General features: G+C 42.7%; 10 protein-coding genes. 3 read left to right on the top strand and 7 right to left on the bottom strand.

The annotated features are described in order from the left end of the window. Nucleotides 1–54 precede the first annotated feature (54 nt). Nucleotides 55–1,017, bottom strand: coding sequence for a lysylphosphatidylglycerol synthase transmembrane domain-containing protein (locus ACFGVS_RS29880; RefSeq protein WP_439696749.1), 963 nt, complete (start codon nt 1,015–1,017; stop codon nt 55–57). A gap of 238 nt (nt 1,018–1,255) precedes the next feature. Here ACFGVS_RS29880 and ACFGVS_RS29875 point away from each other — a divergent pair, with 238 nt between their 5' ends. From ACFGVS_RS29875 to ACFGVS_RS29865, 3 genes are read left to right on the top strand one after another with little or no spacing between them, the layout of a single operon-like run. Then, on the top strand, nt 1,256–2,125 hold the full coding sequence (locus tag ACFGVS_RS29875) for a carbon-nitrogen hydrolase (protein ID WP_439696748.1): 870 nt from the start codon (nt 1,256–1,258) through the stop codon (nt 2,123–2,125). Nucleotides 2,126–2,165: 40 nt separating this feature from the next. Next, entirely contained in the window at nt 2,166–2,519 is a 354-nt protein-coding gene (locus ACFGVS_RS29870) for a four helix bundle protein (RefSeq protein WP_274208950.1), read from the top strand. Between the two features lie 33 nt (nt 2,520–2,552). Beyond that, the gene (locus ACFGVS_RS29865) at nt 2,553–3,614 is read left to right on the top strand and encodes an agmatine deiminase family protein (RefSeq protein ID WP_439696747.1); all 1,062 of its coding nucleotides are present in this window, start codon (nt 2,553–2,555) and stop codon (nt 3,612–3,614) included. A 206-nt stretch (nt 3,615–3,820) separates the two neighbouring features. Here the strand turns inward: ACFGVS_RS29865 and ACFGVS_RS29860 are convergent, their stop codons facing one another. From ACFGVS_RS29860 to ACFGVS_RS29835, 6 genes are all read right to left on the bottom strand, one after another. After that, complete coding sequence (locus tag ACFGVS_RS29860) at nt 3,821–6,616, bottom strand: glycoside hydrolase family 2 protein (RefSeq protein ID WP_439696746.1); 2,796 nt, start codon at nt 6,614–6,616, stop codon at nt 3,821–3,823. A gap of 157 nt (nt 6,617–6,773) precedes the next feature. Further along, nucleotides 6,774–8,324 (bottom strand): FG-GAP-like repeat-containing protein, encoded by a 1,551-nt coding sequence (locus tag ACFGVS_RS29855; RefSeq protein ID WP_439696745.1) that lies wholly within the window; start codon nt 8,322–8,324, stop codon nt 6,774–6,776. A gap of 79 nt (nt 8,325–8,403) precedes the next feature. Beyond that, complete coding sequence (locus tag ACFGVS_RS29850; RefSeq protein ID WP_439696744.1) at nt 8,404–9,960, bottom strand: FG-GAP repeat domain-containing protein; 1,557 nt, start codon at nt 9,958–9,960, stop codon at nt 8,404–8,406. Between the two features lie 18 nt (nt 9,961–9,978). Further along, the gene (locus ACFGVS_RS29845; RefSeq protein WP_274208955.1) at nt 9,979–11,220 is read right to left on the bottom strand and encodes a vanadium-dependent haloperoxidase; all 1,242 of its coding nucleotides are present in this window, start codon (nt 11,218–11,220) and stop codon (nt 9,979–9,981) included. Nucleotides 11,221–11,308: 88 nt separating this feature from the next. After that, a complete protein-coding gene (locus ACFGVS_RS29840) occupies nt 11,309–14,923 on the bottom strand; it encodes a VCBS repeat-containing protein (protein ID WP_439696743.1) in 3,615 nt (1,204 codons plus the stop codon). 82 nt (nt 14,924–15,005) lie between these two features. After that, nucleotides 15,006–16,781: a RagB/SusD family nutrient uptake outer membrane protein gene (locus ACFGVS_RS29835; protein WP_439696742.1), complete on the bottom strand. Its 1,776-nt coding sequence runs from the start codon at nt 16,779–16,781 to the stop codon at nt 15,006–15,008. Between the last annotated feature and the right edge of the window lie 19 nt (nt 16,782–16,800).

Raw genomic sequence — 16,800 nt, 5'->3', positions numbered from 1 at the left:
TTAATTGGTTTAAAACAGAACGTAAAATTAGCTAATTAGGTTTACCCGCAAACTTTAATTTTCGGCAGCGGATTTATTCTCATCAACGGCCTCGCCCTCAAAAATTGATTTATCTAACCCTTTTTCCAAACGCGCCTGACGGATCACATAATAAACCCCGAACAAGGCTACCAATAGTGATATGAGGTAAAAAGAGGATGGCAAAAATACGGCAAGCCCTTTATCCATAGGGAAAATATCCGATAATTTGGTAAATATGGCTTCACGCGCACCGGCGCCGCCAACAGTAATTGGCAGGATAGATGCCAGGGCCGATATCAAAAACGACAACAGGTAAGGCGAGTACTTGCCGGTAAAGTCCTGGCCAATCATTACGCAAATAATGGCTAATAACTGCATACCCTGTACTATCAGCGCTTTTAAATGCGCCTGGAAAAAATAAGTGGTGTATTCTCTAAAAAACTTGTAGGCTACAAAATAATAAATAGCCGATGCAGCAAGGAAGATACTACCAGGGATGGCAATATGAATATCAATTTGCGGAATTAAAAAGATAAGCCCCACAGTTATTAAACCTATTGCCCAAAGGCCGCTTAACCTATCAAACATTATGGCCCAAAACAGCTTTTTTCCGGGAACTTTGTGAGCCTTATTTAATATAAATATTTTGTAGCCATCGCCACCGATACCGCCGGGTAACAGCATGTTATAAAACAGGCCCAGGAAGTATAACCGTAAATTATACCAGGGATTTAAATTTAATTTTATCGATTTAAAAAAGCTAAGCAAACGCCATGATGAAGCCAACATAGAGCAGAAGTAACAAATAACGGCAACCAGCATCCACCAATAATTGGCATGCAGCAGCCTGTCTTTTACCTTGCTAAAATCTACCTTGGTAAAAACCCAGTAAAGTAACCCCGATGTAACTGCAATTTTAAGCACCAATTTGGCAGCGTTCCACAGCTGCTGCTTAAAGGTTTTGGGGGCGGGTATTTCTTGTTCGTTTACTGCCATGTGCCGCAAAGCTATGTGTATTTTTTAATTTAGCTAAATTTGAATTGTGATTTAACAAATGCTGCCACTAATATTTTACAAAATTAAAAAACAATATTAACTAACCTGCATTAGCTTGTTAAGGCACTGTAATCAATTATAACCTCAGCGTAATAACAGTTTCAAATAAGTGTAATCAATAACATAAATCGGCGCAATCCTGATTTCAATTGTTATTTTTGCGCAAATTTTTATAGGTATGAACAAAGTAAAAGTTGGCATTGTGCAAATGAGCTGTACTGCAGATAAGCAGCAGAACCTGCAAAAGGCTATTGTTAAAGTAAGGGAAGCAGCTGCCAAAGGTGCGCAGATTGTTTGCTTACAGGAACTATTTACCTCGCTTTATTTTTGCGATGTAGAAGATTACGACAACTTTAAACTGGCCGAAGCTATCCCCGGCCCATCAACCGATGAACTGTCAAAAGTTGCTGCTGAGTTAAACGTAGTAATCATTGCATCGCTTTTTGAGAAGCGTGCACAAGGTGTATATCACAATACAACAGCTGTATTGGATGCCGACGGCGGCTACCTTGGCAAATACCGCAAAATGCATATTCCCGATGATCCGGGTTTTTACGAAAAATTTTACTTTACCCCCGGCGACCTGGGCTATAAAGTTTTCAATACCAAATACGGCCGTTTAGGTGTATTGATCTGCTGGGACCAGTGGTACCCTGAAGCAGCACGCATTACTGCGTTGATGGGTGCCGACATCCTGTTTTATCCAACAGCCATTGGCTGGGCTACCACCCAGGACGAGGCTACAAATATTGAACAATACAACGCATGGCAAACCATCCAGCGCTCGCACGCTGTTGCCAATGGCATACACGTTGTGAGCATCAACCGCGTAGGCGAAGAAGCCGGCGTAAAATTCTGGGGCGGATCATTTTTTGCCAATCCGTTTGGAGCTATTATCCATCAAACATCACATGACCAGGAAGAAGTTGTTGTGCAGGAGTTCGATTTAGATAAATCTGACTACTACCGCAGTCACTGGCCTTTTTTACGCGACAGAAGGATTGACAGCTACCAGCCGATAACAAAACGTTTATTAGACGAGGATTAATTGGTCGATAGTCCATGGACAATGGACCATAGCAAAAGCAATGGCATTTAAATTCGAAAATCTTCAGGTTTGGCAAAAGGCATTAGAGTTAACTGATGAGATTAATACGCTAACCAAAAACAACTTTCCAAAAGAAGAATTATTTATATTAACTTCTCAAATAAAGAGAGCGGCAGATTCTGTTGTACTTAATATTGCGGAAGGATGTACGGGACAAACAAATGCTGTTTTTAGCACCTTCCTTGGTTATTCGTTAAGGTCAGCAATAGAAGTTGTAGCTTGCTTATTTATCGCAAAAAGAAGAAACATTATCAAGGAAGATGACTTTGATAAATTATATAACGAATATCAGTCGTTATGTAAAATGATAACGTCGTTAAGAAAAACATTATAGCATATTCCTACCATGGACTATGGACAATCGACTATGGACTATAAAAAAATTTCTACTATACAAACTCCTGCTTCGCTGGGCTTTCATTTCCCAGCTGAATGGGTACTACATACTGCCACCTGGTTGAGCTGGCCGCACAAGGAAGCCTCGTGGCCTGGTAAAATTGATTTAGTTTACCCAGCGTACATTGAATTCATTAAAGTACTAACCAAAGGCGAATTAGTACGCATTAACGTGGTTGATGAAAACATGAAAGCCTCGGTAGCCTTCCAGCTACAAAATGCGGGGGTGGATATGAGCAAAATTGAGTTATTTGAATTTGCTACCAACGATGCCTGGTGTCGCGATCACGGGCCGGCGTTTTTGATAAACCCGGATACCAAACAAAAAGCCATTGTTGACTGGGGCTATAACGCCTGGGGCGGCAAATATCCGCCGTTTGATTTGGATGATGTGATCCCTACTAAAATTGGCCGGCATTTTGGTTTACCTGTATTTAACCCGGGAATTGTTATGGAAGGAGGCTCTGTCGATTTTAATGGCAAAGGCACTATTTTAACAACCACTGCCTGCCTTCTCAACAAAAACCGCAACCCACACCTTAACCAGGAGCAAATTGAAGGCTACCTGCGTAACTATTACGGTGCCGAACAAATTTTATGGTTGGGAGATGGTATTGTTGGCGATGATACCGATGGCCATATCGACGATATTACCCGTTTTGTAAATGAAGATACAGTTGTTACCGTTGTTGAAGAAAATAAAAACGACGATAACTACTATCTGCTGCAAGAAAACCTTGAAGCACTTAAAACCATGCGCTTGCTTAACGGTAAACAACTTAATGTAGTTGAGTTGCCAATGCCCGACGAAATAATTTACGAAGACACCCGTTTGCCGGCATCATACGCTAACTTCTATATCGCTAATTCGGCGGTGGTAGTACCTACGTACCGTTCGGCAAATGATGATAAAGCACTGCAAATCATTCAGCAATGTTTTCCCGACCGCGAGGTTGTGGGGATAGACTCGACAGACATTATCTGGGGACTGGGTAGCTTCCACTGTTTGAGCCAGCAGGAACCTTCGGTTTGATGTGCAGGTGTGCAGATTACAGATGTGCAGATGAAAAAGTGTTGTGTTGCGAAACAGGTGAAACACTGTAAAATCACATATCGCTATTAATCAACACATTACGAATTGTCATAATTTACAAACCGCAACAAAACCGCAATAATTATAACTTTTGGTAATAGAAAAACCCTTTTTTAAGGGTTTTTCTATTATAGGAACTTTCTTTACTACTTTGAAGCTAACCTGATCACTTGCTTATCCAGGTTCCAGCCTTCTAGCAATATGGTTGGGGTTACGTCACCTAATTTGGCAGCCGGGGCGGTTACCGATACTGTTGTACTTTCATGCGGGGCCAGGGTAAAATAGTTGCTTGTCCAGTAGCTTGGCATAATTTCTTCGCCGTTTTTCATTAGTTGCGGGCGTACAAAGAATGCCAGTTTATTTGATGTGTTGGTGAATTGAACGGTCCACTTACTTTCTACAGTACCTTTTTCAGTTTTAACAATTTTAGCACTTACCTGGGCATGCTTCATGTTGTTAAGCGTTTTGAATTCATCCGTTGCAGATAGCCAGTAAGCATTGTGCGATACCACTTTGCCTGCCGATGTTTTCAAATTAAGTATCACAAAGCTTACACCTTGTGTACCTGCCAAAACATCCTTAAGCTGAATGATTTCCTGCACACCGTTTGTAGCCAATCCAACATGATCTAACTTAATAGATTTAATGAGTTTGCTATCGATGTCAAAAACATCGGCTGTAGCGGTTAAACTACCTGTAGCATGGTGCGTGCGGTTAATGATAGCCACGCTCGAATTATCGTAGTTATACTGGATATGCACCGGCTCGCAGGCGTTTTGCATGCTGTAGTAGCCCGCGTTTGGCTCCAGGTACCAGTCATAAATTTGCCAGATAACGCTTGGGAGCGCGGCATTCAGTTTCCAAAGCATAACACCACCGGTTTCGTTCAACTTATGGCCATCGGCCTCAAAAATTCCCTGGTAGCCAATGTAGTTCAGGAACTGCATCTTATCCGAAAAGTTGACGATGCTGCTGGGCGCGCCATAGCGTTTTACCATTTCGTCGTAGTACTTATCATACTGACCCGCGCCGGTGGCAGCATCATGATATCCCCAGGTATTATTTAAGGGGAAAGGCAAAGTTTTATCCCAGGTAAGGTTGGGAATTATTTTTGGCAGCGTGGTATAAGGCGGCTGCGATGGTAAACCGGTTTCATCCTTAAATACCCAATCATGAGCCAGGTTGGCCAGCTTGTAATAATCTTTAGGATCTTTCCAGGCATACGGGCCACCGCTGTATACACCTGATGGCATATCATCCGGCCACGAGCCTTTCCAGCCTTCGGGCAGTTTGGCAAAACCCGATGAACTTGGGATAAACGGACGGGTGCCATCCAGCTCGATAATATCGTTACGCATTTTATCGTACAATTCTTTACGGGCATGGCCTTCGTTACCCCCGGTCCAAACCAGCAGGCTTGGGTGGTTACGGATACGATAAATAGTACTCTCTACGTTTTTTACAAATACGTTGCCTTCCAAAGGCCAATCAGGCGAGCCTTTAAACTCGCCCTGCGTATCGCCGGTGATCCAAAAATCCGACCAAACCATCTGGCCATATTTGTCGGCCGCACTCCAAAACGCATCAGGTTCGGTAACCCCGCCACCCCAAATACGCACCAGGTTAACGTTGGCATTACGGCATAGGTGCATCTCATAATCATACCTGGCCGAATCGCGGTTTACCATCATATCGGGTACCCAGGCGCCTCCTACTAAATGAACCAGCTTGCCATTTACATAAAACTGGCGGCGTACAAAGCCGTTCACTTTTTCGGCTTTTGATGATACTGTGCGCACCCCAAAAACAAAAGTAGTATCGTCGCTTATACCTTTAGCATCGGCATATTGCAGGCGGATACGGTATAAGTTAGACTTACCGTAGCCATTTGGCCACCATAGTTTAGGCTGATGAACAACCAGCTGACTAATATTATCGGCGTTTAAATCAACCGCTTTACCCGAGTTTGCAGGAACGGAAACTGCTTGCGTAAACTGCATAGGCACCCCTGCAAAGTTTTCGGGCTTTATGCTGATGGTTAGCTTACCTGCATTGGCAACCGAAGTATTGTTTGATAAAGTAAGTTTTAAAGATAGTTTAGCAATACCTGTGTCTGGCAGGTTTGGCAAATTGGATACCAATTTTGGTCGGCCTATGGTTACCGCGCCCGTAGTGCGTAAAAAAACCGGCTGCCAGATACCCATGTTGCGATCCCGAACCGGGGGGATCCAATCCCAGCCGGCGGAGCACAGCATGGTTACGTTTTTACCAATATCGCCGGTAGGGCCGCCATTTTCATAGAATGGGCCAAGGGCTTTCAACTGTTCTTTTGCGGGGTAACCTGCATAGTCCAGCGGGTAAATCTTTACGGCAAGCGCGTTTTCGCCACCGGCATTGATAGCTTTACTAACATCCAGGTTGTGCTCGGCAAACATGCCTGCCATTTGGGTGCTATCGGCAATTTGTTTGCCGTTTAAATACACTGCTGCGCGGTAGTTGATGCCTTTAAATATCAGCTGAAATTGTTTGCCTTTATCTGCCGCTGAAACTTTAAATGTGGTACGGTACCAGTAAGGCTTTTTCCATGGATTAGGATCATTGGGTAAATGGCTGTATTGCTCCAGGTTATATTCTTTATTAAACTGATCTGATGCATCAGGGATCAGCATATTATTTAATCCCTGGTATGGATCGGGATAAATTTTATTGGCCACCAGCCCCGTTAACACGGTTGAAGGTACCCTAACCGGAAACCAGTATATGGACGAATGGTATTGGATACTTGATAACTCGGCACCGCTGGCGTTAATCAACGCTGAAGATTGCAAATCAAAGTTAACCAGTTTAACCTGCTTTACAGGGGCCGTTTGAGCCGACAAAAAGGCGGGCAAAACACAGGCAGCAACAACACCAAATACCGCATTAATAGTTTTTTTCATCATAATGATTTTTTAACAGGGATGCCCGCCGGCCAATCAATGAATAGGTATCGAAACACCCATTGGGCAATAATTAACAACGGTAAAACTAATTAACAATCGGCAGGTTGATATTGTACTTATTTATCATTTTATCATACAAATGATACAAATGCAAATTTCAGTGGCTCTTTTTGGCAATATTGTGCAATACGGTGATTGGTGAATACATGTCCCAGTTAGGATTGTAATCTTTTTGGTTGATAAGTCCTTTTGCGCCTACCGAAAAATTACCCAAAACTATATCCATGTTGCCATCGCCATCAATATCATTCACATCCAAGGCGAGCCAACGCCCATAAGGGTTAACCGGGATTTCGTGCACTTTAAATTTGCCAGGGCTTGTTTGTTCATGGTAAGTAAAACCTTCGGAAGGATGATATTTAAAATCGGGGAAGAAAGCGATAACGGCCAGGTCAAGATCGCCGTCATGGTCAAAATCTGCGGCCATAGCCTTTGAGCAACCGTTGATATGGTAAAAATAAGTTTGTTTAAACTTCCAGTTGCCCTGGTTGGTAAAAATATATACCCCGTGGTAGGGCTTAAATATAGGCGAGTAATCATTATTATCGCCACAGGTATACAAAATATCAGGTTTGCCATCGTTATTAAAATCAATGAACTGGAAACTGCTTGATCCATACACGGATGGAAAACGCACCAGGTTTTGCGTAGTAAACCCTCCTTTTTTGTCATTCAGAAATAACCACACCCCCTCATCAGCCTGGGCAAACAGGCATACAATATCGGGCCAGCCGTCATTGTTGTAATCATCTATATAAAGCTGACTTGGCCCCGGCATTGCCCTGATGATTTTTTTTGTGAATTGATGTGCCGGTTGTTGCTGCACCAGGAATAGGCCACCTTTATTGTGGCCAAATCCGCAGGATACATAATCCATTAAACCGTCTTTATTAAAATCGGCGTAAGCGCTTTTTACCGGCCTGGGCAAGCTATCGGTAATTAAAACCGAGTCTTTACCCTTTAATTTACTATTAAGGTTAATGCTGATCAGTTTCCCTTTGAGCTGATCATTAGGGGGTAATACTCCGATACAGGTAATAACCGCGCCATTAGGATTTACAGCCGTTTTAAAAAATTCAGCGTCAACCACCGGCGACTGGAATTTTTTGACAACTGTGGCGTTGAGGCCGCTATCCCATTTATAAAGCTTATCGCCCGCCCCCCCGGTGTAAAAACTTTTATCATTAGGGTTAAACGCAACCATGGTTGTCATGGCTATACCATCAGCTGTATCCGTCTTTGCCGGTCGTTTTAGGCTAAAAATAGCCCAATCTTTCACCGCATTGGGCTTAGGGATAACCAATTTATCGGGCGCAGCACTTTTGTAATACATGACAATTTTATGCCAATCGGCGTTTGATATGGCTGATGATGAGTATACCAGGTAGTCGCCCATAAAGGGCCTTACCCCAAACTTAGCCGCCATGGCAGGCAAAATACCTTTATCCCATGTTGCTTTATCAAGCAAAGATGCATCTGGCGCCTGGTGACAGGTGGAACAACGCTTTTGAGCCAGTTGCTTGCCCTCCTCAATATACCTTTCATCGTCTGCCTGCCCATTATCCCTATTGCAACTGCCGCACAGTGCGAGCGAAGCAAATAGCGCAATGATTAATGAATAGAAAAAAAACTTTTGTTTATTAATCATTTACACTTATCCCGTTTTCCGACGCAGTTTTCAAAGCTTGAAGATAGACGCTTATTTATATACTCTATTATAGTAAAACCTATTTTTTTGTATGATTTTCAAGCACAATCAGTGGTAAATTTCTGTCCCATTGCGGTTGCAGGCCATGGATAAATTTAAACCCGTCGGCATAATTACCCAATATAATATCAAGCTTACCGTCGTTATTTAAATCGGCAGTTTCCATGCACATCCAGCGGCCATATTTACTTACAGGCACGGCGTGCGGTTTAAAATCAAACGGCTTGTTTTGCTCAAAGTAAATAAACTCCTCCTGTGGTGTGTTTTGCATATCGGCAAAAAAGGCTATTGTGGCAATATCAACATCACCATCGGCATCAAAATCAGCAGCAATTGCCTTGGTACAGCCATTTATAGGGTAAAAATATTTCTGCTTAAAGTTCCAGTTGCCCGCGTTGGTAAAAATATAAAGGCCGTGGTATGGTTTTAAAATGCGCGAATCATGGTAATTATATCCGCAGGTATAAACCAGGTCAAGGTTACCATCGTGATCCATATCAACCAACTGAAAACTGGTTGAACTATTTGTTGGCGGGAAAGTAAGCAGTTTTTTTGTGGTAAAGCTACCTTTTTGATCGTTTGTTAAAAGCCATAACCCTTCATCGCCTGTTCCTGTTAACACCATCAGGTCGAGCCAGCCATCCTTATTAAAATCGCCTTTTAAAGCCTGTACCGATCCTGCTTTATTCAAAATAACCTGCTGGGTGTAGATTTTGTCCTTATTTTGAACCAACAGGTAAACACCGCCCTTCTTATCGCCCTGCCCGCATACTACTACGTCGTTCAGGCCATCTTTGTTAAAATCGCCCACAATGGTTTGCACCGGCCGGGGCAAATCTGATGCTATATAAATTTCAGAAGCGTGAACGTCTTTAGAGTCGAGATTAAGCTTAACAATTTTGCCGTTAGGGAAATCAACAGGTGCCATACGGCCAATAGCCGACACAAAACCAATGTTACTGCCAGCTTCTTTATCAAAGCTAATATCAACGCCCGCTGATGGCAGCGATGCCAGCGAATCGGCTTTTAAATTACTATCCCAGCTGTATAATTTTTCGTTAACGGCATCGGCACTATACAGCTTTTTGGTAGCCGGGTTATAGTTTATGGCGGTAGTAAAACTGGTTGAACTAAACGCCGAAGGCTTTTTTAACGTAAACCCGGCCCAGTCTTCAACCAGCGGCGTAGGTTTTTTGCCGGGCAACAGCGTATCGGGCGCAAGCGTTTTGTAATAATTAACAATAGCCAACCACTCCACTATACTCGCACCGGTTGTATCTTTAGCATCCTGTTTAAAAAACTGCCCTCCGTAGGTAGAAATTTTGAGCATGGGCGCCATACTCACCAATACGTGATTTATCCAGACATCTTTTGGCAAAGCATTTATCGGTGTTAATGCATGGCATCTTGTACATTTCAATCGTACCAGGTTTTCGCCATCTAACTTTACATTACCGGTTAATTTATAGGGCTCATTTGTTTTGGGTTTGCAGCCATAAATCAACGTAGCAAACGATAATAAAACTGTAAATAAAAGCAGGTAAGTAGTAGCCAGGTATTTTATTTTGAAGTGCATATAAAGCGTTAAGTACCGTTATTTTTTAAGTTTAAGTTTCTTCCAGATGTATTCGCCAACTTGCCGTCCTTGTACAGCTCCCTGGTCAACACTATTACGATAATGAATACCGCCGTAAAAACGACTTATTGACGTTTCGTCGGACGCTTTTAAAAACGAATCGAAATGGCGCTGCATGCCTATATATTTTAAATCGCTGGTATCCTGGTAAGCAAAATTATCGCCAAACAAGTGGGTAAGCATTACTGCCGATGCAGCGCTGATATCGCTATGTCCGCTTGGATATTCGGGGAATGGCGGTGTTTGCAGCATAGGCAGCCAGTCATGGTCAATTTTATCGTTAATAACCGTAACCGGCCTTATATAGTTGGTTTCATATTTAACCTGCCAGCCGCAAATAAAAGCATCAAACAAGGCTATGGAAGTAAGCGCATAAGTCTGTGCCGTTTTTAAAGCATCAGCGTGGGTTTGTTTGCAGGCAATAGCTGCAATGCCAATCCAGTGGCCGCCAGGCGTTATCTTCTTGTTGGCAAACATCATGTGCCCGTTGTGCTGTATTACAAAAGGATTATCGTCCCAAAAGCGGGCAATGGTAGTTTGCTCTGGGGTTATGTGTTTGCTTAATTCGTACACTTCAACAACCTGCTTAAAATATGGGCTATTTTTGTCGTCGCTAAAGGCGGGCGGCGGCGGCAATTTAAATTGAGTTGAAGTATCAACAGCAAAAGTATGCATAGTGCCCCAGCAAAACTCAACACCATCAAGGTAATCGGGGGCCGTAGGGCGCCATTGACCAGGGCCATCGTTACCCAAAAAACGAGGTTTGCCACGGGTTTGCGGATAATTATCAACTGCCGAACGTTTCAGGATGAATTTACCCATTTGCGTGCCAAATGCTATTGAGCGGGCATAAGTAGAATCATCAAGGTTGTCCTTGTACATGGCATAAACCTTATCTTCATATTTCTGCAGCGTATCTACCGAGAAGGTGATTTTGTGGGCTACTGTAAAAAAAGCCTTGGTTGCAGCCAGCGTAAAATTATATTTTAAATCTTTTTTTGGCTTCGGCGGATTGCCAAAACCCTTTAATTGCGCGGCTATAGAATTATAACTGGTATCAGAATAACGCTCGGCCTCGTAAGCCGCCAACGTGGTATAGCCATAAATACGGCTTGCAACCGGCGGTGTAAACACATCATAAATGATAACCTGCGTTAACTGATCAACGTTGTTATGTAACACGTCCGCGTCTTTTAACAAGGGTGTTGTTTTTTTCTGCCCGCAACTATAAATCAAAAATAAGCATGCAACGGCTAAAAGTATTTTAAAACATCTCATAAACAAGTAATTAGTTAAGCTGTACGGTTCGTTGGTGGCCATAGCTATCAGTTATTGTTACTGATGCCATATTACTTTCAATATTAAAGAATCTGCCTGACTGCGACAAGAAAGAACTACCATTATAAAACTCTTGCCTGGTCATTTTTCCATTTTTATATTTGATGGTTGCAAAAGCATCCAACGGCTGTAAAGCAACCGTTTTAATGCTTCGGTTTAGCTCAAATAACTTCAGGGCATCCCGGTTTTGGGTTGCTGCAAGCATATAATTCCCCTTGGCGCTTCTTAATTTAACAAGGCCTTTGCCATCGCCAGGTATGTATAAACCGCTTTGTAAAATACTTAAGGGTTTAAAACCACCTTTGCCATCACCTTTTAGCACCAGTCCGTTAAATGCATCGTAGCGGCCTGTTGCAACCTCGGTACCGTAATCATTGCCGCTCAGGGCTACATCAAGGTTGCCGTCGCCATCAAAATCATCAACGGTAATACCGCAAAGTTCAGACTGCTGGGCATCAATTGGTAACGGCGTCACTGTAAATTTACCGCCACCATCGTTGCGCAAATAGCACGACTGCAGGTAGTTTACCTTCAGACGGATAGCACCTTCGCGCATTTTCGGGGTGATTATCGAATCCATAGGGGCCACAGCAAAAGAGCGGTAGTTTTGGAATTTGATACGCATGCTAATCATTTGCTTTACAATATCATCGCGCCCAAATGCCGGGAACTCCTGCCTTACTCCGTCCTGATCTTTTAAAAAAACCGATGGAAAGGCGTCATAACTGTCATTATTATCAAAATCTTTAGCTGTTATATAAATAGGATATTGGTCTGATGCTTTGTAAAAAGTATTCAGGCCCGTATTGCCTACAATGTAGTCGATATCACCATCATGGTCAAAATCGCCTGCGGCAATGGTATTCCACCAGCCTAATTTATCGGCTACCCCGGTGTTGTTTGTGACGTTTTTAAATACCCCTTTTTCATTTTTCAAAAAGGTGATAGGCATCCATTCGCCGGTAAGTATTAAATCGGGCCAGCCATCGTTATTAAAATCGGTAAAGGTGGCATCACATACCAGGCCGATATTTTTTAAAGCGGGCGCCACCGCAGCAGATACATCGGTAAATTTGATAACACCATTTTTACTGTCGTTACGCAAAATAAAGCTGGATACCGGTTTTGGATAATTCCATGGATCAACCCGGCCCGATACAAAGAGGTCAAGCTTGCCATCATGGTCAAAATCAACAGACTTTACACACAATTTACTGGTGAGATTTTTGGGCAAAGCATCTGGCTGAAGTATAAAATTGCCCTTGCCATCATTCAGGTAAAACCTATCCTGGTAATTGACGGAGCCTGGCTGGGTTTCAAATCCGCCACTGGCGATATATAAATCAGGATGGCCATCTCCATTGGCATCAAACAATAGTACGCCTTCATCTTTATTACCTGCAACCTGCGACAAATATGCCCCCATATCCATTGGGTTTAAAGCTGGGACCTTTGTTTTTGATTGCGGCAGCAAATTGCGCTGAATAAACTTGCCACTGGCCTGTTGCAATAATAATTGCGCCGGATACAAAGTTGTACCGCCAATTACCATATCATCAAAACCATTACCATCCACATCGCCAACGGCTACTGCCGGCGTGTACTGCGATAATTTATGCGGTATTAATTTTTGAACGTTAAAATCGATATAATCTTTTTCCTGGTGCTTATAACTAATGCCTGCCGATTTTGTTATCTCGCGGAAAAGCGCGCCTGTGTTTTGGGCCGGGAGTTTAAACGAATAAGGCTCGCGGGCATCTGCCATGCTTACTTTAAGTGTTTGGTTGGCCTTTACATTTTTCAGCACCTGTTTTTTTCCGTTATCCCAACTGATTACAACAGAGTCTACCTGGGATACGTTACCAAGGCCAAAATGGGCTATGTTTTGGATGGTAGACAAATAGCCACGGTATGGCGTGTTCTCATACACCTGCTGCTGGCCGTGATTGTAATAAATATTGGCAAACGCCCCAATGCCGCCAAGGTTTTGCGGGCCGCCTTTAAATTGTATGTGTAAATAGTTGTTGTTGGTTTTATTTTTATCGCGGGCAGTATTCCTGTAAATAAAGGCTTCATCATCAATATTATTGATAATCATGTCCATAGCGCCGTCATTATCCAGATCGGCGTACGCCGCACCGTTTGAAAACGATGGCGTGCCAAGGCCCCATTCTTTAGTTACATCGGTAAATTGTAGCCCGTCGGTATTTTTAAATGCATAGTTTGGTATTTTTACAATCGGAATCTGGTCAAGGATCTGTTTGTTTGATGCGATTGCAAAAGCCCGGTTCCTGAAGGTAATAAAGTCATGATCGGTAACATCGCGGGGATAGCCATTGGTCACTATCAGATCTCGTAACCCATCGTTATCAAAATCAGTAAGCATTGGGCCCCAGCTCCAGTCTGTTTGGCCCACGCCGCTTAAAAAAGCAACTTCACTAAAAATTGGCGCGCCTATTGAATCATTTTGGCCCAGGCGCGGGCCTTTATTTATTTGTAAGGTATTGCGTGTATATTGGTATTGTTGGTTATATCGGTCGAAATTTTGAAATACCTGGTAATTGTTACCGGGCATAAACATCTTTTTACGATAGTTATCCTCGGGGTTCATATCAACTTCAAATGCATCAACCAGCCCATCGTTGTTAACATCTTCAAAATCCTGCCCCATGGCACTAAACGAGGTATGCTTAAAATATTCTTTTGATCTATCTGTAAAAGTACCATCACCATTGTTGATGTACAGTATATTATCAGGTAAAAAATCATTGGTTACATATATGTCCTTCCAGCCATCCTTGTTGATATCAACAATGGTTGTAGCATGCCCGTAACCTTCAATAGTTATTCCCGCCTGTTTTGATACGTTTGTAAATACAGGGTGTTTAAGCGCGGCATTCCAATCGTTACGATAAAGCCTGCCTGTACTCTTGTGGCTCCCATCTTTTACTGTTGGCCTAAAGGTACTTTGGTTATCGCTTGCTAAAGCTTCATTAACAGTAACGTACATATCCAGGTCGCCATCGTTGTCATAATCAAAAAACGAGGCCATGGTAGAGTGCACGTTAATATCCAGGGCGTACTCTTTACCCATTTCTTTAAAAACAGGTACACCATCCTTACCAACCCCCTGGTTTACATATAGCAAGTTGGTTCGCTTAACAGAATCGTCGAGCAAAGTGTTACAAACATATATATCGGCAAGGCCGTCGTTATTAATATCAACAACTGCTACTCCCCTGCCCCAGCCGCCTTTGCCGTCCACCCCGGCTTTTGCAGTTACATCTTCAAACTTCATGTCGCCCTTGTTAAGATACAGCCTGTTTGATAGCGTATTGGCAACAAAATAAATATCCTGCAAGCCGTCGTTGTTAAAATCGCCGATACCTACCCCGCCGCCATTGTAAAGATTGAGCTTGGTAAGGGGATTTATTTTATCATCTTCAACAATGGTATTGCTAAAAGTAATGCCCGATTCCGACGAGGGTATTTGTTGAAAAAGCGCCGACTTTTTACACGCTGATAAAAACGCAAGCAGGCTGATAAATATGTAGGTATACTTCATGAATTTTTAACAGTAGGCTATAAAAAAAGGTGGAGAAAATTATCTCCACCTAAATTAGAATAATTGACCCGGTTATCAAAAATTAATAACCAGGGTTTTGTTTGTAAATAATAGGGCCACTTGAATTGGCAATATCAATTTGTGCCTGAGGAATAGGGCGGTACTCATTTTTATTCGGAGTAAACACCGCGCCTTTTAAGGTAATGTCAATTGCCTGATCACTCGTTAAAAATGCATTGATCTCGGCAGTTTGATAAGCACTGCCCCACCTTTGTAAGTCAAAAAAGCGGTGGCCTTCCATAGCCAGTTCCAACTTGCGCTCAAAACGAACTGCCTTGCGGGCATAAGCTTGATCTGGGAATGACGTATATGGCTTAACATTATAGTTTGCTGCCCTTGTAGCAACAGATTGCACTGTATAAGTTGCGGTTCCCGCACTATATGGTGAATTTAAATAAACAAAACCAATCGGATTAGCGGCACGGTTACGCACCATATTAACTAACTCCATGGCTTTTGATAATGAGCCAACTTCAACCTCACATTCCGCAGCCCATAAAATAACATCTGCGTAGCGTATAAGGTTAACGTTGTTGGATGTACTTAAGGCAGAAGTCCAGGTATTTTCAGTACTTGTGTTAGTTCCCACTTCGCTTTTTGAATAGACGTTCTTTTTCGGGCTGAAGTGACCATCAGACCCTGGATTACGAATCCAGGCATCACCGGGGTGCGGGCCCCAATCAAGGTAAGGAATACCTTTGCGGCCAATCGACACATCAATCCGGGGATCTAATGAACCAGTGTATGTAACATCGGTAACAGGACTGCCAGAATTAAAATTATCTAACAACGGCAATCCGGTAACTGCATCTGTTTTATATGAGTTTGCCAACCATTGTGATGGATTAAAAAAGCCGCAGCAACCACCTGGACCACCGTTGTATGGAAAGTTAAGGTTATCACCCTGGTTACTATTGTTACCCAATGAACCATCGTTAACTGAAGCTTGAACAGCGAATACAGACTCCTTACTGTTTTTCAATCCAGCCTCTGGAGTAAAGTTTGATTGATAGTTATCATTTAAACCATAAGTTGCGCCACTGGCAGTTTTACCCGAAGTCATCAAAACAGACAATACCGCTTTCGCCTCGGTATATTTAGATTCGGCCATAAATACCTTTGCCTGATAAGCCATAGCAGCATATTTATTGGCACGAGCTTTTTGCGGCTGGGTTTCAGGAAGATTCTCCGCAGCAAATTTAAAATCTGCTTCGATCATCGGGTAAATATCTTTATCATTCTTCACCTTTGGTACGTCAACAAGTTCCACTGTCTCATCCACATATGGAACCATGAAGAAGTTACGACGTAGTTCGAAGTAAAAATATCCTCTTAAAAATCTAGCCTCAGCCGAAATCCTCTTGATATCATCGGCAGTAAGGTCCTTGGCATTCGGGATGCCGCGTAAAACGTCATTAGCACGCTGAACACCGTCATACAACGATGCAAATTTACCCACGATAAAAGGATTTGATGCAGTTAAACTAAACGTTGCAACCGGAGTTTGATCATTGGCACCATCAGATGGATCTGAACCTTTGTAGGCATCTCCACCGGTAATACTACCGAACATCCAGTTTGACGGAGCTGCAGATTGACCCGATCCCTTACCTCCGTAGCCATCAAGTTCCGAATAAGCGCCTATTAATAAACTTTCAACCCCTGCTTTGTTAGATAACAATAATGGGTCTATCTGCCCCAGGGCCGGCTTGTCCAAAAAGCTCTTCTTACATGCATATACTGAGCATATGAGCAGTAAGCACAATGGGATAATTAATTTTAATTGAAATTTTTTCATGATTTTAATCTATTAAAAT

The organism is Mucilaginibacter sediminis (assembly GCF_051903035.1).
In the GTDB taxonomy this organism is placed as follows: domain Bacteria; phylum Bacteroidota; class Bacteroidia; order Sphingobacteriales; family Sphingobacteriaceae; genus Mucilaginibacter.
This window is presented reverse-complemented; position numbering and strand designations above follow the sequence as displayed.